The sequence below is a fragment of the Rhodobacter maritimus genome (genome assembly GCF_058747975.1).
This window is the reverse complement of sequence record NZ_CM179095.1, coordinates 1563473-1580977: the sequence shown is the minus strand read 5'-3', so window position 1 is coordinate 1580977 and position 17505 is coordinate 1563473. Positions and strand designations below refer to the sequence as shown.

17 protein-coding genes are annotated in these 17505 nt (G+C 65.5%); 5 read left to right on the top strand and 12 right to left on the bottom strand.

Going from position 1 to position 17505, the window contains the following annotated elements; genetic code table 11:
- Nucleotides 1–114 precede the first annotated feature (114 nt).
- Both tkt and AC4PTO_RS08010 read left to right on the top strand, forming a co-directional pair.
- Complete coding sequence (gene tkt / locus AC4PTO_RS08015) at nucleotides 115–2133, top strand: transketolase (protein WP_492733210.1); 2019 nt, start codon at nucleotides 115–117, stop codon at nucleotides 2131–2133.
- Nucleotides 2130–3044, top strand: a complete 915-nt coding sequence (locus tag AC4PTO_RS08010) for a DMT family transporter (RefSeq protein ID WP_492733209.1) — start codon at nucleotides 2130–2132, stop codon at nucleotides 3042–3044. Before tkt ends, AC4PTO_RS08010 begins: the two co-directional genes overlap by 4 nt.
- 9 nt (nucleotides 3045–3053) lie before the next feature.
- On the opposite strand, the gene AC4PTO_RS08005 is transcribed toward AC4PTO_RS08010, so the two are convergent.
- Nucleotides 3054–4010 carry a DUF1223 domain-containing protein gene (locus AC4PTO_RS08005; RefSeq protein WP_492733208.1) on the bottom strand — a complete coding sequence of 319 codons (957 nt, stop codon included), beginning with the start codon at nucleotides 4008–4010 and terminating at the stop codon, nucleotides 3054–3056.
- Nucleotides 4011–4240: 230 nt separating this feature from the next.
- On the opposite strand from AC4PTO_RS08005, the gene acnA reads away from it, so the two are divergent.
- The gene (gene acnA / locus AC4PTO_RS08000; protein ID WP_492733207.1) at nucleotides 4241–6994 is read left to right on the top strand and encodes an aconitate hydratase AcnA; all 2754 of its coding nucleotides are present in this window, start codon (nucleotides 4241–4243) and stop codon (nucleotides 6992–6994) included.
- Nucleotides 6995–7192: 198 nt separating this feature from the next.
- Entirely contained in the window at nucleotides 7193–7984 is a 792-nt protein-coding gene (locus AC4PTO_RS07995) for an abortive infection family protein (protein WP_492733206.1), read from the top strand.
- Between the two features lie 109 nt (nucleotides 7985–8093).
- On the opposite strand, the gene AC4PTO_RS07990 is transcribed toward AC4PTO_RS07995, so the two are convergent.
- The 10 genes from AC4PTO_RS07990 to AC4PTO_RS07945 form a co-directional block, all read right to left on the bottom strand.
- Nucleotides 8094–8618, bottom strand: coding sequence for a DsbE family thiol:disulfide interchange protein (locus AC4PTO_RS07990; RefSeq protein WP_492733205.1), 525 nt, complete (start codon nucleotides 8616–8618; stop codon nucleotides 8094–8096).
- A complete protein-coding gene (ccmD, locus tag AC4PTO_RS07985) occupies nucleotides 8611–8772 on the bottom strand; it encodes a heme exporter protein CcmD (RefSeq protein ID WP_492733204.1) in 162 nt (53 codons plus the stop codon). Before ccmD ends, AC4PTO_RS07990 begins: the two co-directional genes overlap by 8 nt.
- Nucleotides 8769–9497 (bottom strand): heme ABC transporter permease, encoded by a 729-nt coding sequence (locus AC4PTO_RS07980; RefSeq protein WP_492733203.1) that lies wholly within the window; start codon nucleotides 9495–9497, stop codon nucleotides 8769–8771. Before AC4PTO_RS07980 ends, ccmD begins: the two co-directional genes overlap by 4 nt.
- Nucleotides 9498–9560: 63 nt before the next feature.
- A complete protein-coding gene (gene ccmB, locus AC4PTO_RS07975) occupies nucleotides 9561–10217 on the bottom strand; it encodes a heme exporter protein CcmB (RefSeq protein ID WP_492733202.1) in 657 nt (218 codons plus the stop codon).
- 133 nt (nucleotides 10218–10350) lie between these two features.
- Nucleotides 10351–10983, bottom strand: coding sequence for a heme ABC exporter ATP-binding protein CcmA (gene ccmA, locus AC4PTO_RS07970; RefSeq protein WP_492733201.1), 633 nt, complete (start codon nucleotides 10981–10983; stop codon nucleotides 10351–10353).
- 40 nt (nucleotides 10984–11023) lie between these two features.
- A complete protein-coding gene (locus tag AC4PTO_RS07965) occupies nucleotides 11024–11395 on the bottom strand; it encodes an Mth938-like domain-containing protein (RefSeq protein WP_492733200.1) in 372 nt (123 codons plus the stop codon).
- Nucleotides 11382–12368, bottom strand: coding sequence for a protein translocase subunit SecF (secF, locus tag AC4PTO_RS07960; RefSeq protein ID WP_492733199.1), 987 nt, complete (start codon nucleotides 12366–12368; stop codon nucleotides 11382–11384). Before secF ends, AC4PTO_RS07965 begins: the two co-directional genes overlap by 14 nt.
- A gap of 12 nt (nucleotides 12369–12380) precedes the next feature.
- On the bottom strand, nucleotides 12381–14045 hold the full coding sequence (gene secD / locus AC4PTO_RS07955) for a protein translocase subunit SecD (RefSeq protein ID WP_492733198.1): 1665 nt from the start codon (nucleotides 14043–14045) through the stop codon (nucleotides 12381–12383).
- A 39-nt stretch (nucleotides 14046–14084) separates the two neighbouring features.
- Nucleotides 14085–14420: a preprotein translocase subunit YajC gene (gene yajC / locus AC4PTO_RS07950; protein WP_492733197.1), complete on the bottom strand. Its 336-nt coding sequence runs from the start codon at nucleotides 14418–14420 to the stop codon at nucleotides 14085–14087.
- Nucleotides 14421–14628: 208 nt separating this feature from the next.
- The gene (locus AC4PTO_RS07945; protein ID WP_492733196.1) at nucleotides 14629–15792 is read right to left on the bottom strand and encodes a M20 aminoacylase family protein; all 1164 of its coding nucleotides are present in this window, start codon (nucleotides 15790–15792) and stop codon (nucleotides 14629–14631) included.
- 64 nt (nucleotides 15793–15856) lie between these two features.
- Here AC4PTO_RS07945 and mazG point away from each other — a divergent pair, with 64 nt between their 5' ends.
- Complete coding sequence (mazG, locus tag AC4PTO_RS07940) at nucleotides 15857–16681, top strand: nucleoside triphosphate pyrophosphohydrolase (protein WP_492733195.1); 825 nt, start codon at nucleotides 15857–15859, stop codon at nucleotides 16679–16681.
- On the opposite strand, the gene AC4PTO_RS07935 is transcribed toward mazG, so the two are convergent.
- Nucleotides 16678–17493 (bottom strand): sulfite exporter TauE/SafE family protein, encoded by an 816-nt coding sequence (locus tag AC4PTO_RS07935; RefSeq protein WP_492733194.1) that lies wholly within the window; start codon nucleotides 17491–17493, stop codon nucleotides 16678–16680. The genes mazG and AC4PTO_RS07935 overlap by 4 nt on opposite strands.
- Nucleotides 17494–17505: the final 12 nt, after the last annotated feature.

Here is a 17505-nt window from a genome sequence, read left to right as displayed (position 1 = left end):
AACCCGCCGCAGGCCCACCCTTTTGCATCAATCACTTGGGGGGCGCGCTTGATCTTGCGCGCCGGGGTGCTATCAGGGGGCAACCCTGAACAGATCAGCCGAAAGGTCATTGCCTTGGATATCGCCCAGCTTCGCGCCGCCCATCCCGAACACTGGACCCTCGCGGCCGCCATCCGCGCGCTTGCCATGGATGCCGTGCAGGCGGCCAATTCCGGCCATCCGGGCATGCCGATGGGCATGGCGGACGTGGCCACGGTGCTGTTCCGCAACCACCTGAAATTCGACGCCTCGGCCCCGCACTGGCCCGACCGGGACCGCTTCGTGCTGTCGGCCGGGCACGGCTCGATGCTGCTTTACGCGCTGCTGCACCTGACGGGCTACAAGCAGGCCACGCTCGATGAGATCAGGAACTTCCGCCAATGGGGCGCGCGCACCGCGGGCCATCCCGAATACGGCCATATGGAAGGGATCGAAACGACGACCGGCCCGCTTGGCCAGGGCATCGCCACCGCCGTCGGCATGGCCATCGCCGAGCAGTCGCTTCAGGCGCGCTTCGGCAAGAAGGTGGTGGATCACCGCACCTGGGTCATCGCGGGCGACGGCTGCCTGATGGAGGGGATCAGCCAAGAGGCGATCGGCCTTGCCGGCATGCAGGAGCTGAAGAACCTCATCGTCCTGTGGGACAACAACAACATCACCATCGACGGCCGCGTCTCGATCGCGGACAAGACCGATCAACGCGCGCGCTTCGCGGCCTCGGGCTGGACGGTGCTGTCCTGCGACGGCCATGATCCCGCCGATATCGAACGCGCGCTTGGCGCGGCCAGATCCGCCAAGGGCCCGGTGCTGGTGGATTGCAAGACGGTGATCGGCTTTGGCGCACCGAACAAGGCCGACAGCCATGCCGTTCACGGCTCCCCCTTGGGCGATGCCGAACTGGCCGCAACCAAGGCCGTCTATGGCTGGACCCATGGCCCGTTCGAGATTCCGGCCGACGTGAAGGCCGCCTGGGAGAAGATCGGCGCCCGCGGCGCCGAGGAGCGCGCCGCATGGGAGGCCCGTCTTGCCGGTCTTTCCCCTTCGAAACAGGCCGAGTTCGCGCGCCAGATGGCGGGGGATGCGCCCAAGAAGCTGACCTCGGCCATCCGCGCCTTCAAGAAAGAGCAGTCCGAGGCCGCGCCGAAGGTTGCCACCCGCAAGGCCTCGGAAATGGTGCTGGGCGCGGTGAACCCGGTGATGCCCGAAACCCTGGGCGGTTCGGCCGACCTGACCGGCTCGAACCTGACCAAGACGGCGGATCTGGGCGTGTTCTGCCCCGAGAACCGCAAGGGCCGCTATGTGCATTACGGCATCCGTGAACATGGCATGGCGGCGGCGATGAACGGGCTGTGGCTGCATGGCGGCGTGCGCCCCTATGGCGGCACCTTCTTCTGCTTTACCGATTACGCGCGCGGCGCGATGCGGCTTTCGGCGTTGATGCAGGTGCCCGCCGTCTATGTAATGACGCATGACAGCATCGGCCTGGGCGAGGATGGCCCGACCCACCAGCCGGTGGAGCATCTGGCGATCTGCCGCGCCACGCCCAACACCTGGACCTTCCGCCCCGCCGACGTGATCGAGACCGCCGAGGCGTGGGAACTGGCGCTTGGCACCAAGTCCACGCCCTCGGTCCTGGCCCTGTCGCGCCAGAACCTGCCCACGCTGCGCAAGACGCATCTGAATGCCAACCAGACGGCCAAGGGCGCCTATGTGATCGAAGAGGCCGCGGGCAAGCGCCAGGCGATCCTGATGGCCTCGGGGTCCGAGGTGGAGATCGCGCTGAAGGCGCGCGAGCTGCTTCAGGCCGAGGCCATCGGCACCCGCGTCGTCTCGGTCCCCTGCATGGAGCTTTTCGCCGCCCAGGACGAGGCCTACCGCCGCAGGATCCTGCCCGCGGGCCCGGTGCGCGTGGCCGTCGAGGCCGCCGTGCGCCAGCCCTGGGACCGCTGGCTTCTGGGCGAGCGCGGCAAGGAGGCGAAGGCCGGCTTTGTCGGCATGGAGGGGTTCGGCGCCTCGGCCCCGGCGGAACGGCTTTACGCCGAATTCGGCATCACCCCCGAGGCCGTTGCCGCGAAGGTCAAGGCGCTTCTGTGAGGCCGCTGAAAATCCATGCGGAACCGGGGGGGCCACTGGCCCCCTCTTTTACGCCTGCGGGGCGGGGGATCCTGTTCTGTCTTGCGGCGGTGCTGCTGTTCACCCTCATGGATTCGCTGGCCAAGCACCTGTCGGGCAGCTATCCGCCCCTTCAGGTGGTCTGGGCGCGCTATGCCGGGCAGGCGCTTCTGGTCTTCGTGATTCTTCTGCCGCAGGGCACGGCAGTCCTACGCACCCGGCTGCCGGGCCTTCAGGCCGTGCGCTCGGTCCTGCAATTCGGCGCCACGGCCTGTTTCTTCATGGCGCTGCCGCATATCGGGCTGGCCGAGGCGACCGCGCTGACCGACCTCAACCCGGTGCTGATCACGCTTGGCGCCGCGCTGTTTCTGGGCGAGCGGATCGGCCCGCGCCGCCTGGCCGGCGTGGTTGCGGCGCTGATCGGGGCGATGATCGTGATCCGGCCGGGCATGGGGGTGTTTCAGCCGGCGGCCCTTCTGCCGCTATGCACCGCGTTCTGCTATGCCGGTTTCGCGCTGGTCACGCGGGTCGTGGGCGAGCGGGAAAGCATCTGGACCTCGCTTTTCTACACGGCGCTGTTCGGCACGGTGATCGCAAGCGCGCTGATGCCCATGATCTGGGCGCCGGTCGCGCCCCGCGACCTGTGGGGATTTGCGGGCGTGGGGGTGCTGGGCACCGTGGCGCAGCTTTGCCTGATCCGTGCCTTCACGTTGGCGCCGGCCTCGGTCATCGCACCGTTCGGCTATCTGGGTCTGATCTTCGCAAGCGTCTGGGGCTGGCTGTTCTTCGACCAGCTGCCCGATCGCTGGACCGTGCTTGGCGCGGGGGTCATCGTCGCGGCGGGGTTGTATGTGTGGCTGCGCGAAAGTGTGGCGAGGCGCAAGCCGGGCTAGGCCCACAAGCTAGCGCAGCCAGTCCGCCGCAAGGATCGGGCCGGGCAAGGGCGCGGATTTTCCCGGCCGCGCGGCCTGCACGATCACCACGGCGGGCTCTTCGCCCTCGACCACGGCATTGAGCTTCAGCGGCGCGCGGCCATCCCATTCGGCCACGGCATGCCAGGCGGTGACGATATTGGCATAATCGACCACCCGGCCCTGGTTCTCGCCGCGCAGGATCTCGACCCGCGCCTGCGGCGCATAGCGCACGATCTGCACCACCGCGCCGGTCTCGAGCGGCGGATCGGCCGAAATCTCGATCACATAGCGCCCGTCGGTGCGGTCGACATGCAGCCGCACCCGCGCCGGCGCCGACAGATGCGCCGAGATCAGCCCCGCCAGATCGGCGGCGCGCGGCCCCACCAGCGTATCGGCCCCGCCCACGATCATCTGCGGCGTGTAGATCGACCGCTCGCCCGCCGCGCGGGCATAGGCCTTCTGGCGCGCGGTGAAGGCGGGCTGCGCGAAGGGGTCTTCCCAGCCCAGGTAATCCCAGTAATCGACATGCAGCGCGAGCGCGATGACGTCCTTGCGCGCCGCAAGATCCGCCAGAAGCGCATCGGCCGGCGGACAGGACGAACACCCCTGCGAGGTGAACAGCTCGACCACGACGGGGCTTGGCGCGGGCGGCGCCACGGGGGCGATGACGGCAGGTGCCATGGCCTGCGCCACGTCACCGCCAGGGGTTCCCTCGCGCGCCACGGGCGCCCCGTCCGGCGCGGTGCCTTCCGCGACAGGTGCCGCAAGGCCCGCGGCGTCGGGCAGCGCCCCGGCCATGGGCGCGCCCTGCATTTCGGGCGCGGCCTGCACCGCCGCGGGCGCATCCCCGCCCTCGGGCACAGCCTGCGCAAGGGCGATGCCCCCTGCCCCGAACCCGCATCCGAGCCATGCCCCGATCACGGTGCTGATGATCGCGCGTCTCATGTCGCCTCATTTGCAGAACCGACCTTCTTCCTATGCCGAGCACCCTACCTTTGCCAATCAAGGTTTTGCGATTTTCCTCCACGTTTGCGCAAACTGCATGGCAACGCGGCTTGTGCGGATTTTTTTGTGCACAATGGTATACAAAATAAGACTGCCCCCCTTGATCGACTCTGCCCGATGGGGCAAAAGCCTGTCAGCGAGACCCCTATCATGTTCAAGGGAGGCCACCCATGCCCATCGTCACCGGAAATGATACCGCCAAGACCCGCCGCAAGCTGACCGCGGGCGGCACCAGCATTGCCTATTACTCGATCACGGCCGCGCAAGAGGCCGGCTTGGGCGATTTCTCGAAGCTGCCCGCTTCGCTGAAAGTCGTTCTGGAAAACATGCTGCGCTTCGAGGATGGCGGGTTCACCGTCTCGGTCGAGGATATCAAGGCCTTCGCCGAATGGGCAAAGCAGGGCGGCAAGAACCCGCGCGAGATCGCCTACCGCCCTGCCCGCGTGCTGATGCAGGACTTCACCGGCGTTCCCGCCGTGGTCGACCTTGCCGCGATGCGCGACGGCATCAAGGCGCTTGGCGGCGACGCGAAAAAGATCAACCCGCTGGTTCCCGTGGATCTGGTCATCGACCACTCGGTCATGATCGACGAATTCGGCAACCCCCGCGCCTTCCAGAAGAACGTCGACCTGGAATATGAGCGCAACATGGAGCGCTACCAGTTCCTCAAATGGGGCCAGGGCGCGTTCGAGAACTTCCGCGTCGTGCCGCCCGGCACCGGCATCTGCCACCAGGTGAACCTGGAATACCTTGCCCAGACCGTCTGGACCGACAAGGACCAGAACGGCGAAACCGTCGCCTATCCTGACACGCTTGTGGGCACCGACAGCCACACCACCATGGTCAACGGCGCGGCCGTTCTGGGCTGGGGCGTGGGCGGCATCGAAGCCGAGGCCGCGATGCTGGGCCAGCCGATTTCGATGCTGATCCCCGAGGTCGTGGGCTTCAAGCTGACCGGAGAGATGGTCGAAGGCGTCACCGGCACGGACCTCGTGCTGAAAGTCGTGCAGATGCTGCGCAAGCACGGCGTCGTGGGCAAGTTCGTCGAATTCTGGGGCCCCGGCCTTGACAAGCTGCCGCTGGCGCAGCGTGCCACCATCGCCAACATGGCGCCCGAATACGGCGCGACCTGTGGCTTCTTCCCGATCGACAACGAAACCCTGCGCTACCTGCGCCAGACCGGGCGTGACGAAGACCGCATCGCTCTGGTCGAGGCCTATGCCAAGGAAAACGGCATGTGGCGTGGCCCGGATTATGCACCGGTCTATTCCTCGACGCTGGAACTCGACATGGGCACCATCGTGCCGGCAATCTCGGGCCCGAAGCGGCCGCAGGACTACCTGCCGCTGACCGACTCCAAAGACGCGTTCAAGAACGTCGTCGCGGAATACCGCGGGATCGACATCTCGGACGAAGCGAAGGACATGGCCGACGAAGGCCCGGTCGCCACCAAACCGGTCGAGATCTGCCGCTCGGTCGCGGTCGAGGGCAAGGATTTCAAGGTCGGCGACGGGTCGGTCGTTATCGCCTCGATCACCTCCTGCACCAACACCTCGAACCCCTATGTCCTGATCGGCGCCGGTCTGGTCGCGCAGAAAGCGCGCGCGCTTGGACTGAACCGCAAGCCCTGGGTGAAAACCTCGCTCGCGCCCGGAAGCCAGGTCGTGGAACAGTATCTGAAGGCCGCCAACCTGCAGGACGATCTTGACGCGCTCGGGTTCAACATCGTGGGCTTTGGCTGCACCACCTGTATCGGCAACTCCGGCCCGCTTGGCGATCCGGCGATTTCCAAGGCGATCAACGACAATGACCTTGTCGCCGCCGCCGTGCTGTCGGGCAACCGCAACTTCGAAGGCCGGATCAGCCCGGACGTGCGCGCGAACTTCCTCGCCTCACCGCCCCTGGTCGTGGCCTACGCCATCGCGGGCGACATGAATATCGACCTTACCACGGAGCCGCTCGGCACCTCGAAAGACGGCAAGCTGGTCTACCTCAAGGACATCTGGCCGACCGACGCGGAAATCGCGGAACTCGTGGAAAAGACCGTCACGCGCGAAGCCTTCATCGAGAAATATGCTGACGTCTTCAAGGGCGACGCGAAATGGCAGGCCGTGGACGTGGCCGAGGGCGAGACCTATGACTGGCCCGCCGCCTCGACCTATATCCAGAACCCGCCCTATTTCCGCGGCATGGCGAAAGAGCCGGGCACGATCTCGAACATCCGCGACGCGCGCGTGCTAGCGCTTCTGGGCGACATGATCACCACCGACCACATCTCTCCGGCCGGTTCGTTCAAGCCCACCACGCCCGCAGGCCAGTATCTGACCGAACGTCAGGTCGCGCCGAAGGACTTCAACAGCTACGGCTCGCGCCGCGGCAACCACGAAGTCATGATGCGCGGCACCTTCGCCAACATCCGCATCAAGAACGAGATGCTGGACGGCGTCGAGGGCGGCTATACCAAGGGCCCCGACGGCGCGCAGACCTCGATCTACGATGCCTCGATGGCCTATCAGGACGCCGGCGTGCCGCTGGTGATCTTCGGCGGCATCGAATACGGCGCGGGGTCCTCGCGTGACTGGGCGGCCAAGGGCACCAACCTTCTGGGCGTCAAGGCGGTCATCGCCGAAAGCTTCGAGCGCATCCATCGCTCGAACCTGATCGGCATGGGCGTCATCCCGTTCGAGTTCACCGGCGGCGACAACCGCAAGACGCTGAACCTGACCGGCGACGAGACCGTGACGATCGAGGGGCTGGAAGGCGAGATCAAGCCGCTGAGCCTGGTGCCCTGCACCATCACCTACAAGGACGGCAGCTCGAAGACGATCCAGATCAAGGCCCGGATCGATACCGAGGTCGAGATCGAGTATCTCGAGAACGGCGGCGTGCTGCACTATGTGCTGCGCAACCTCGCCAAGGCCTGATCCAACCTTCAGGACAATGCCAAAGGCCCCGGAGCGATCCGGGGCCTTTGCGCTTTGTGCGAGGGGCGGTTGCGGGGTCAAGTTGACTACTGCGGTTTCCTAGAAGATCCGCTGGCAGGATCGCTCAAACGTTCGAGACCTTGCACGAGGGGCGCTACTTGGATCACATTCGGACAGCCTTTAGTTCGAGGAAAGCTGATGACCCATGGCGAATTCGGTGAACCTGAGGTTCCTGACGACCCTCTTGAGTGTGCACTATTTTTGAGAAACATCATCATTGGCCTGACGACCTACGGGGAATCGGAGACCGCGTACAAACTGGCCAGAAGAAAGTTAATAGAAGACCCGGCGAGCAAGCGGTTTCTGCCGAAATTTGTCCGTTTCTCAAATGACGCCGCTTCTTTGCAGGCATCGTTGTCAAGCGTTGCAAGCGGTTCAGGTTCGTGGGCTATTCGCCGACGCCATGTTATTGATGAGTTCGCTCCGCTCTTGATCTTCCTAGAGTCAGGTGGCGGTGCGGCAGACGCGACGATCACAGACGGTCTCGCCACCTATGATGCTCCTGCTGTCCAAGCTTTTTGGGCAAAGGCTTTGGAAAGACGCGAAACGGATCCGGACGGCGCCGTTACCGCCGCCAGTACGTTGCTTGAAGAGGTCTGCAAACACATCATCGAGGACAGTGGTGCACAGTGGGAGGCAAAATGGAATGTGCCGAAACTCTATTCTGAAGCCGCAAAGGTCTTGAAACTCGCACCTTCGCAGCATCAGGAGGAAGTGTTCAAAACAATTTTGGGAAACTGCCAAAACGTCGTCCAGAGTATTGGTTCTCTGCGTAATAAAAGTGGTGATGCCCATGCCGGGGGGCGCTCACGAGTTCAATTCAAACCGCGCCATGCCGCTTTGACGGTTAACCTTGCTGGTTCCATGGCACTGTTTCTGATTGAAACTTGGCACGCGAGAGTTAAGGAACAACGGATCAACGATCAATAGCCGTAGCACAATCCTAGAGCTGACCTTCGCGCAGTCGCAGAAAACCACCGCTCCGCCCCGCAAAGCCGGCATCCGAACAGTCACCCAATCATTGCGACTATGGCCGCCCTCACTCCGCGTCCAGAAGCGGGCGCAGGTCCTTTTCGATCACGCGCTCGGTCACCGGGCCGGCAAAGCGGAACAGGACCGTCCCCTCACCGTCGATCACGAAGGTTTCGGGCACGCCGTAGACGCCCCAGTCCAGCGCCATGCGCCCGCTCGGGTCGGCGCCGATTGCGGTATAGGGGTTGCCAAGCTCGGCCAGGAAGCCAAGGGCCTTGTCGGGCTGATCCTTGTAATTGACGCCATAGACGGGCACGCCTTCGTTCGACAGGGCCTGAAGGTTGGGATGCTCCACCCGGCAGGGCGCGCACCAGCTTGCCCAGAAATTCACCAGCTTGACCTTCCCGTCACGCAGGTCTTCCCGGGTGAAAAGCGGCTCGCTTCCAAGCAGGGCCAACTGGATGTCGGGGGCCGGCTTGCCGGCAAACGCGGTCGGCAGCTGCTTGGGATCCTCGCGCCCCATACCCCAGATGAACACCGCCGCAAGGCCGGCAAAGATCAGCGGCGGCAGAAGAACCAGCGGCTTAACCATTCCTGCGCCCCATCCGCGTTTCCTGCGCCTCAAGCGCGCGCTTGACCCGCGCGCCCTTCCAGAGCGACCAGATCACGATGGCCAGCAGTAGGCCGATCGACACGGCATAGGCCGCAAGCACCGTATCGGCATATTTTCCAAGATCGGTCATCATGCCATCCGCTCCCTTGCTTCAAGCGCCTTCAGGCGGCGGGCGCGGATCTCGGTCCGGGTGCGGATCAGGACCAGCGTCACGAAAAGCAGGATGAACCCCGCGATGCACAAGAGCAGCGGATACCAGTAGACATCCGAGATGTTCTCTTCCTTGTCCATCGACAGCGTCGCCCCCTGATGCAGGCCCTGGTTCCAGAAGTTCACCGCATACCGGCTGAGTACCGCAAAGACCGATCCCACAAGGCACAGAACCCCCGTCAGGTCGGCGGCGGTATCGGGATTGTCGATCGCCTCCCACAGCGCCATGTAGCCCAGATAGAACAGGAACAGGATCAGGAAAGAGGTCAGCCGCGGATCCCATTCCCACCAGGTGCCCCACATCGGCTGGCCCCAGATCGCGCCGGTCACAAGGGCGATCAACGTCATCACCATTCCCACGGGCGCGGCCGCCTTCGCGGCAAGCGCACTGACATGGTGGCGCCGGATCAGCCAGACAAGCGAGGTGACAAGCATCATCACCCAGATATTGATCGCCATCATCGCGCTTGGCACATGCAGGTAGATGATCTTGACGGTCGATCCCTGCTTGTAATCCTCGGGCGTGAAGAAAAAGCCCCAGACAAGGCCGGTCACAAGGGCAATGAGGGCCAGCCCCGCCACCCAGGGCAAGGCCCAGGACGAGGTCTGCATGAACTTCTTCGGGTTTGCGTATTCCCAGATCGACATGGGGCCTAGCTACTTTCCTGTTCTTTCGCGCTCAAATCACTATCACGACAGGCACCCGCGTCTCTAGCGCAGATTGACGCGGATGGCCGCGGCCGAGGCAAAGGGCACGACGGCGATGCAGGCCGCGGTGATCCCCGCCAGCATCAGAAGCGGCACCTGCGTCTCCATCCCGCTGGCGCCGCGGCGCACCAGCTCGGCCCCGAAAATCAGCGTGGGCACATAAAGCGGCAACACGAGCAGCGACAGCAAAAGCCCCCCGCGCTTCAGTCCGACCGTCAGCGCCGCCCCGAACGCCCCCAGAACCGACAGGGCCGGCGTGCCCAGGGCCAGCGAGAGCACAAGCCAGAAATAGGCACTCCCCTCAAGATGCAGCAAGACCCCGAAGGCCGGCGCCGCCAGCACCAGCGGCAACCCCGTGGTCAGCCAATGCGCCACGGCCTTGATCGTCACTACCCCCTCCAGAGGGATAGGCGCGGTCGCCAGAAGATCAAGCGATCCATCCTCGAAATCGAGCGCGAAGATCCGGTCGAGCGACAGCAGGCAGGCCAGAAGCGCGCCGACCCACAGGATCCCCGGCGCAATGCGTGCCAGCACCCCGCCCTCGGGGCCGACCCCGAAGGGCACCAGCGTCACGACGATCAGGAAGAAGGCAAGCCCCAGCCCGAAGCCGCCGCCCGCACGGATGGCAAGCCGCAGGTCCCTCAGCAACAGCGCGATCATGCCCGCCCCCTTTCGATGCGGCCCCGGCAGGACGCTCCGCGGGGGATATTTAAGCAAAGATGAAAGCCGCTTTCACCTTTGCTTAAATATCCCCGCCCGAGGCATCCGACAGAGCAAGAGGCGCGCGGCGGCATCATTCGAAAGCCTCGTCAAATCCGCCGCTCATTCCGCCCTCTTCGGGGGTGCGCGCCTTGAACGGGGCAAGGTCGAGCACCTCGGCCTCAGGGATGCCAAGGTCGATATGCGTCGCCATCAGCGCGGCCCCGCCCCCGGCCAAATGAGTCCGCACGGCCTCGGCGAAAAGCGCGACGGAGGCGGCATCGAGCGACACGGTCGGTTCGTCCAGAACCCAGATCGGACGGCCCGTCACCAGAAGCCGCGCAAGGCCGAGGCGGCGTTTCTGTCCGGCCGAAAGGCTCATGGCGGCGCGGTCGGCAAGCTGGCGCAGGTTCATGTCGTCAAGCGCCCGCGCGATCGTTCCGGTGCCATAGACCGAGGCCCAGAAGCGCAGGTTCTCGGTCACGCTCAGCGTGGCCTTCAGCCCGTCGGCATGGGCGGCATAGGCCATCGCTTCGGGCGGAACCGAGATCTGTCCGGCAAGCGGCGGCTGCAATCCCGCCAGCGTGCGCAGGAGCGTTGTCTTGCCGATGCCGTTCGGGCCGCGCAGCACCAGCGCCCGGCCGGGCGCGAGCGTGAAGCCCAGCCCTTCGAGAACCGGAAGGCCGCCGCGGCTGACGGCAAGATCGGTGACAGAAAGCGCGTTCATGGCAGAAGGCTTACCCGATGCGGTGCGGGGCGGAAAGCCCTCAGCCGCCGGTTTCTTCGGGCATGGGATGAAGCGCCGCAGCCACGCGCCGCCCCTCGGACAGAAGCACGTTGTAGGTGCGTGCGGCGGCGGGCGTTCCCATCGGCTCGCTCATCACGCCGACGGCCTCGAGTTCGGCCACGAACCCCTTGGGAAGATGCGCGATCTCGGGGCCGGTGCCGACGAAAAGCACATCGACCTTTCCCGACAGGGCCAATAGCGGCGCAAGGTCGTCATACCCGCCCCATGTCGACAGCCCTTCCGCATGAACGACAATCCCGCCCCGCCAGACCTGCCCGCCGACCCGGAAGAAGCCGGGCCCGTATCCGTCGATCGGCACGGCCGAGCCGAAACTCGTTTCAGTCAGCGGCATCGGTCACCTTCTCGGTGAAGAACCTGGCGTCGCCGTCATCCTTCTTCTTCGGGTCGCGGTTCAGGCCAAGGAACAGCACGATGTTCTTGGCCACGAAGACCGACGAATAGGTCCCCACGACAACGCCCCATGTCATGGCGAAGACGAAGCCCCGGATCACGTCGCCGCCCAGCACCAGCAGCGCGATCAGCGCGATCAGCGTGGTGCCCGAGGTCATCACCGTGCGGCTGAGGGTTTCGTTGACCGACAGGTTCATCACGTCGCGCAGCGGCATCGTCTTGAACTTCACGAGGTTTTCGCGGAGCCGGTCGAACACCACGACGGTATCGTTGATCGAATAGCCCAGGATCGTCAGCAGCGCCGCGATGATCGCCAGGTCGAACTTGATCTGGAACAGCGCGAAAATGCCCACCGTGACCAGCACGTCATGGATCAGCGCGACAACCGCGCCCACGGCGAACTGCCACTCGAACCGCAGCCAGATATAGATCAGGATCGCCGTGGTGGCGCCAAGAACCGCCAGGAATGCGGTTTTGATCAGCTCGCCCGAGACTTTCGGGCCCACGGATTCGACCGAGGGGAAGGTGACGGACGGATCGACGCCCTGCAACGCCGCCTCGACGGCCGCGATCACCTCGGGGGTGACGGATTCGGCGCCGTCCTGGGCCTGGATGCGCACCATCGCCACATGCCTGTCGGCCGCGAAGGTGGGATCGAAGACCTCGGTGATCGAGACATCGCCAAGCCCCAGCGGCGCGATCGCGGAGCGGTATTCCCCCACATCCACGGCCGAGGCGCTTTCCGTGCGGATCGTGGTGCCGCCGCGGAAGTCGATGCCGAAGTTCAGCCCGAAGGTGAGAACCGCGATCACCGAGGCGATCATCAGGAGGACCGAAAAGCCGAAGGTCAGCTTCTGGGCGCGGAAGAAATCCCAGGACGTGTTGTCGGGGACGAGCTTCAGACGGAATGCCATGGTTTATCCCCCTTACACCGTGATCGTCTTCGGGCGGCGGCGTTCGAACCACAGCACGATCAGAAGGCGCGTGACGAAAATCGCCGTGAAGACCGAGGTGACGATGCCGATGCCAAGCGTCACCGCAAAGCCCCGCACCGGGCCCGAGCCGAGCATGAACAGGATCGCGGCGGTGATGAAGGTGGTGATGTTGGCATCCACGATGGCCGACATCGCCTTTTCATAGCCAAGCTCGATCGCGCGGGCTGGCCCCCTGGCCGTCTTGAGTTCCTCGCGGATACGCTCGAACACCAGCACGTTGGCATCGACCGCCATGCCGATTGTCAGCACGATCCCGGCGATGCCCGGCAGCGTCAGCGTGCCGCCGATCATGGACAGGACGCCGAAGATCAGCGCGATGTTCATCAGCAGCGCGACGCTGGAAAGCACGCCGAACAGGCCGTAACAGGCGATCATGAAGAACACCACGGCGACCATCCCGACCATCGAGGCGATGCGCCCCGCGTCGATGCTGTCCTGCCCCAGTTCGGGGCCGATCGTGCGCTCTTCAAGGAAGACCATCTTGGCCGGCAGGGCGCCCGCGCGCAGCAGCACCGCCAGATTGGTCGATTCCTCGACCGTGAAGCGGCCGGTGATGATGCCCGAACCGCCCGGAATGTGCGAATTGATCCGCGGGGCCGAAATCACCTGATTGTCCAGCACGATGGCGAAAAGCTGGCCGATATTGTTCGCGGTATAGTCGCCGAAGGCGCGCGCGCCGGTCGGGTTGAAGCGGAAGGCGACGGCGGGAAAGCCGTTCTGGTCCACATCGGGGCGCGCATCCACCAGCTCTTCGCCGGTCACGACGGGGCTGCCTTCGAGGATGTAGAAAAGCCCCTCCTGCTCGGCATCGGGCAAAAGCAGGTTGCCCACGCCCGGATTGGCATTACCGTCGCCGCTGGAACCGATCACCGGATGGAAGGTCAGCTTCGCGGTGGTGCCGATCAGCGCCTTGAGTTCTTCGGCCGAGCCGATGCCCGGCACCTGGATCAGGATGCGGTCGGTGCCCTGGCGCTGGATCGTCGGCTCGCGCGTGCCGACCTCGTCGACGCGGCGGCGGATGATCTCGAGCGATTGCTGCATGGTGCGGTCGTCCGAGGCGGCGCGTTCGGCCTCGGACAGGCCGATGACAAGCTGATCGCCCTCGGCGCGCACCTCGATATCGTTCTGGCCCACGCCGGTCAGCGTGACCACCGGGCTTGCCAGGCCGCGCGCGATTTCCACCGCGCGGGCCATTTGCGACGGCTCACCGATCTGGATGCGCAGCGCGTCAGGCTCCGAGGGCGCGCGGCGCACCGCGCCGATCGTGGCGCGGTCCTCGGCCAGGGCGCGGCGCATCTCGGGCCAGAACGCGTCCATGCGCGCCTTGTAGACATCGCCCACCTGCACCTCGGCCAGAAGATGCGCGCCCCCGCGCAGGTCGAGCCCCAGATTGACCAGCCCCGAGGGCAGCCAGTCGGGCCAGGCCGCGCGTGCGGCCTCTTGCTCGGGGGTGTTCACCCCGCTCTTTTCCAGCGCGACGATGGCGTCGTTATGCGCCTCGACGCGCGGATAGAACAGGTTGGGCGCGGCGGTGATGATGCCAAGGGCGCAAACCCCCACGATCAGCACGCGCTTCCAAAGCGGGATATGCAACATGGCGCGGTCGGGCCCCTGTCAGATCAGGTTGAAATGCGATCAGCCGGCGTTGGCGGCGGGCTCGGTCTTGTTGAGCACCTGAGCGATGGTGGACTTGACCACGCGCACCTTGACGCCCTGCGCGATCTCGACCTCAAGCTCGCCATCCTCGCGCACATGGGTGACCTTGCCGATGATGCCGCCCTGGGTGATCACCTGGTCGCCCCGGCGCAGCGCCTCGACCATCGCGCGGTGTTCCTTGACCTTCTTCTGCTGCGGACGGATCAGCAGGAAATACATGATCACGAAGATCAGGATCAGCGGGATGAACTGGCCGAAAGCGGCGGCGCCACCGGCGCCACCGGCGGCCTGGGCGAAAGCGGGGGATGCGAACATGGGAACCTCTGCGTTCTTGTCGTTATGAATGGTCGTGTTTTCGTCGGTTTCGCTCGGCGGAAGGCCCCGCCGCGGGCGGGGTGCCGAATTCGGCGGCACCCTATCTGCCCCCCTGCCCCTTGGCAAGGCACCCATGGCCGCATCGCGCCCGCGCGGCGATCAATTCCGTGCCATCGAAACTCGCGGGCGCGCGCCCTTGCGGGCGGGGTCAGCCGACCGGCAGGGCGCGTTCCACAAGGCGCGCGAAGAACGACGCGCCGACCGGGGCCACCTCGTCGTTGAAATCATAGGCGGGGTGGTGCAGCCCGGCCCCCGGCCCACTGCCAAGGAACAGATAGGCCCCCGGACGCGCCTCAAGCATGTAGGAGAAATCCTCGGCCCCCATCTCGCGTCCGGCATTGTCCTCAACGGCGTCAGCGCCCGAAACCTCGCGCGCGACCTCGGCGGCAAAGGCCGCGCGGGTGGGGTCGTTCACCGTGGGCGGATAACCCCGGTCATAGTCGATGCGCACTTGCACGCCATAGGCGGCGCCGTGGCCCTCGACGATCTCGCGCAGGCGGCGCTCGGCCAGGTCGCGCACCTCGGGCGTGAACGAGCGGATCGTGGCGCAGAACCAGCCCTCCTCGGGGATGATGTTCGAGGCCGTGCCCACATGGATCTGCGTGACCGAGATCACCAGCTCGTCCAGCGCAAAGACGTTGCGGCTGACGATGCTTTGCACCGCCCCCACCATGCCCGCGATCGCCACCACCGGGTCGATGCAGTCATGCGGTGTCGCGCCATGCCCGCCCCTGCCCGTCACATGGACCCAGGCGGTGTCGACCGCCGCCATCAGCGGGCCCGGCGTGGTGTGGAAATGGCCGAAGGGGACATTGGGCGCGTTGTGGATGCCGTAGACCTCGGCAATGCCGAAACGCTCCATCACGCCTTCGCGCACCATCACCTCGCCGCCGCCGCCCTCTTCCTCGGCGGGCTGGAACAGAAGCGCGACGGTGCCCGCGAAATTGCGCGTCTCGGCCAGGTATCTCGCGGCCCCCAGCAGCATCGCGGTATGCCCGTCATGGCCGCAGGCATGCATCTTGCCCGCCACGCGCGAGGCATGGGCCGCGCCCGTCGCCTCCTGGATGGGCAGCGCGTCCATATCGGCACGCAGCCCGATCACCGGGCCGTCAAGCCGGCCGCGGATCAGCGCCACGACCCCGGTCTTCGCAATCTCTTCGTGGATCTCGTCCACGCCGAATTCGCGCAGCCGCGCCGCCACAAAGGCGGCCGTGCCGTGGCAGTCGAATTCAAGCTCGGGGTGCTGGTGCAGATGGCGCCGCCATTCGGTCATCTCGGGGGCAAGGGCGGCGATGCGGTTGATCACGGGCATGGTGGACTCTTGTCGGCGGCTGGGGATACTTCGGCCAGATCACCCGAAAGACGAGGCAAGGGCAATGGCGAAACCGACCGATCCGCTGATCTTCGACGAAACCGGCGGGGCCGAGCGGCAGATCGCGCGGCTTTCGGCGATCATGGACTGCCTGCGCGATCCCGAAGCCGGCTGCCCCTGGGATATCGAACAGGATTTCGCCTCGATCGCTCCCTACACCATCGAAGAGGCGCATGAGGTTGCCGACGCCATCGCGCGCAATGCCTGGGACGAGCTGGAGGGAGAGCTGGGCGATCTGCTGTTGCAGGTGATCTATCACAGCCAGATGGGCCGCGAGGCGGGGCATTTCGACCTTGCCTCGGTCGCGCGCGCGATCAACGCCAAGATGGTTGCGCGCCACCCCCATGTCTTCGGCGGCGAGAACCGCGACAAGTCGGCCGATCAGCAGACCGAGGACTGGGAAAGGATCAAGGCGGCCGAGCGTGGCCCGGCGGGCGTTCTGGACGGCGTGGCGCTTGGCCTGCCCGCGCTGACGCGCGCGATAAAGCTGCAAAGGCGCGCGGCGCGGGTGGGGTTCGACTGGCCCTCGACCGACGAGGTGATCGACAAGATCCGCGACGAGGCCGAGGAACTGGCCGAGGCGCGCCACGCGCTTGGCCCCGAGGCGATTGCCGAGGAATTTGGCGATCTGCTGTTCGTCATGGTCAATCTGGGCCGCCACCTGGGCGTTGATTCAGAGGCCGCCCTGCGCGCAGCAAACGCGAAATTCTACAATCGTTTCCGTTTCATAGAGGGCGAACTTGAAGCGATTGGTAAGCGCCCCGCCGAAAGCGACCTGGCCGAGATGGACGCGCTTTGGAACAAGGCCAAGGCGCGCGGCATCCGTTAGAACAGCGCCTTGCGCAGCATGTTCAGCGCCACGATCGCCAGAAAGCCCGCAAAGACCCGCTTCAGCACCCGCGCGTTCAGCCGGTGCGCAAGCGTCGCCCCAAGCGGCGCGGTGATCGTGGTCATGGCGATGACGATCAGGAAGGCGGGGATGTTGACCGCCCCCACCGTATAGGGCGGCGCGCCCTCGACCGGGGTCAGAAGGAAGGCGATGGCCGAGGGCAGCGCGATGGTGATGCCGAACCCCGCCGCCGTGGCCACCGCGCGGTGGATCGCCACGCCGTGCAGCGTCATCAGCGGCACCCCGAAGGAGCCGCCGCCGATCCCCATCAGCACCGAAAGGAACCCGATCACCGGCGAGATTGCGGCACGCACAAGACCGCCGGGCATCTGATCGCCAAGCCGCCATTCGGTCTTGCCGAAGGCCATGTAGAGCGAGATCAGGAAGACCAGCCCCCCGAAGATCACCTGCAAGGTCGTGGTGCGCAGCTGCGCCACCACCATCACCCCCACCAGCGCGCCAAGCGCGATCCCCGGCGCCCAGGCCCGCAGGATCGGCCAGACCACCGCGCCCTTGCGGTGATGCGCCAACACCGAGCGTGCCGAGGTCACGATGATCGTGGCCAGCGAGGTTGCAAGGCAGACCTGCATCAGATCGTCCGATCCGTATCCCATGCCGTTGAAAAGATAGAAGAAGGCCGGCACCAGGACGATCCCGCCGCCCACGCCCAGAAGCCCGGCCAGAACGCCCGCGAAGGCCCCCACCGCCATGAGGATCAGCACAAGCGGCACCAGCGTGGCGATATCGGGCATCTTGGGGTCTCC

Bases quoted from the DNA above. Each gene is read 5' to 3' on its own strand.
- AC4PTO_RS08005 (WP_492733208.1), bottom strand. From the start codon at position 4,010: ATGAGACGCGCGATCATCAGCACCGTGATCGGGGCATGGCTCGGATGC.
- acnA (WP_492733207.1), top strand. From the start codon at position 4,241: ATGCCCATCGTCACCGGAAATGATACCGCCAAGACCCGCCGCAAGCTG.
- AC4PTO_RS07995 (WP_492733206.1), top strand. From the start codon at position 7,193: ATGACCCATGGCGAATTCGGTGAACCTGAGGTTCCTGACGACCCTCTT.
- AC4PTO_RS07990 (WP_492733205.1), bottom strand. From the start codon at position 8,618: ATGGTTAAGCCGCTGGTTCTTCTGCCGCCGCTGATCTTTGCCGGCCTT.
- ccmD (WP_492733204.1), bottom strand. From the start codon at position 8,772: ATGATGACCGATCTTGGAAAATATGCCGATACGGTGCTTGCGGCCTAT.
- AC4PTO_RS07980 (WP_492733203.1), bottom strand. From the start codon at position 9,497: ATGTCGATCTGGGAATACGCAAACCCGAAGAAGTTCATGCAGACCTCG.
- ccmB (WP_492733202.1), bottom strand. From the start codon at position 10,217: ATGATCGCGCTGTTGCTGAGGGACCTGCGGCTTGCCATCCGTGCGGGC.
- ccmA (WP_492733201.1), bottom strand. From the start codon at position 10,983: ATGAACGCGCTTTCTGTCACCGATCTTGCCGTCAGCCGCGGCGGCCTT.
- AC4PTO_RS07965 (WP_492733200.1), bottom strand. From the start codon at position 11,395: ATGCCGCTGACTGAAACGAGTTTCGGCTCGGCCGTGCCGATCGACGGA.
- secF (WP_492733199.1), bottom strand. From the start codon at position 12,368: ATGGCATTCCGTCTGAAGCTCGTCCCCGACAACACGTCCTGGGATTTC.
- secD (WP_492733198.1), bottom strand. From the start codon at position 14,045: ATGTTGCATATCCCGCTTTGGAAGCGCGTGCTGATCGTGGGGGTTTGC.
- yajC (WP_492733197.1), bottom strand. From the start codon at position 14,420: ATGTTCGCATCCCCCGCTTTCGCCCAGGCCGCCGGTGGCGCCGGTGGC.
- AC4PTO_RS07945 (WP_492733196.1), bottom strand. From the start codon at position 15,792: ATGCCCGTGATCAACCGCATCGCCGCCCTTGCCCCCGAGATGACCGAA.
- mazG (WP_492733195.1), top strand. From the start codon at position 15,857: ATGGCGAAACCGACCGATCCGCTGATCTTCGACGAAACCGGCGGGGCC.
- AC4PTO_RS07935 (WP_492733194.1), bottom strand. From the start codon at position 17,493: ATGCCCGATATCGCCACGCTGGTGCCGCTTGTGCTGATCCTCATGGCG.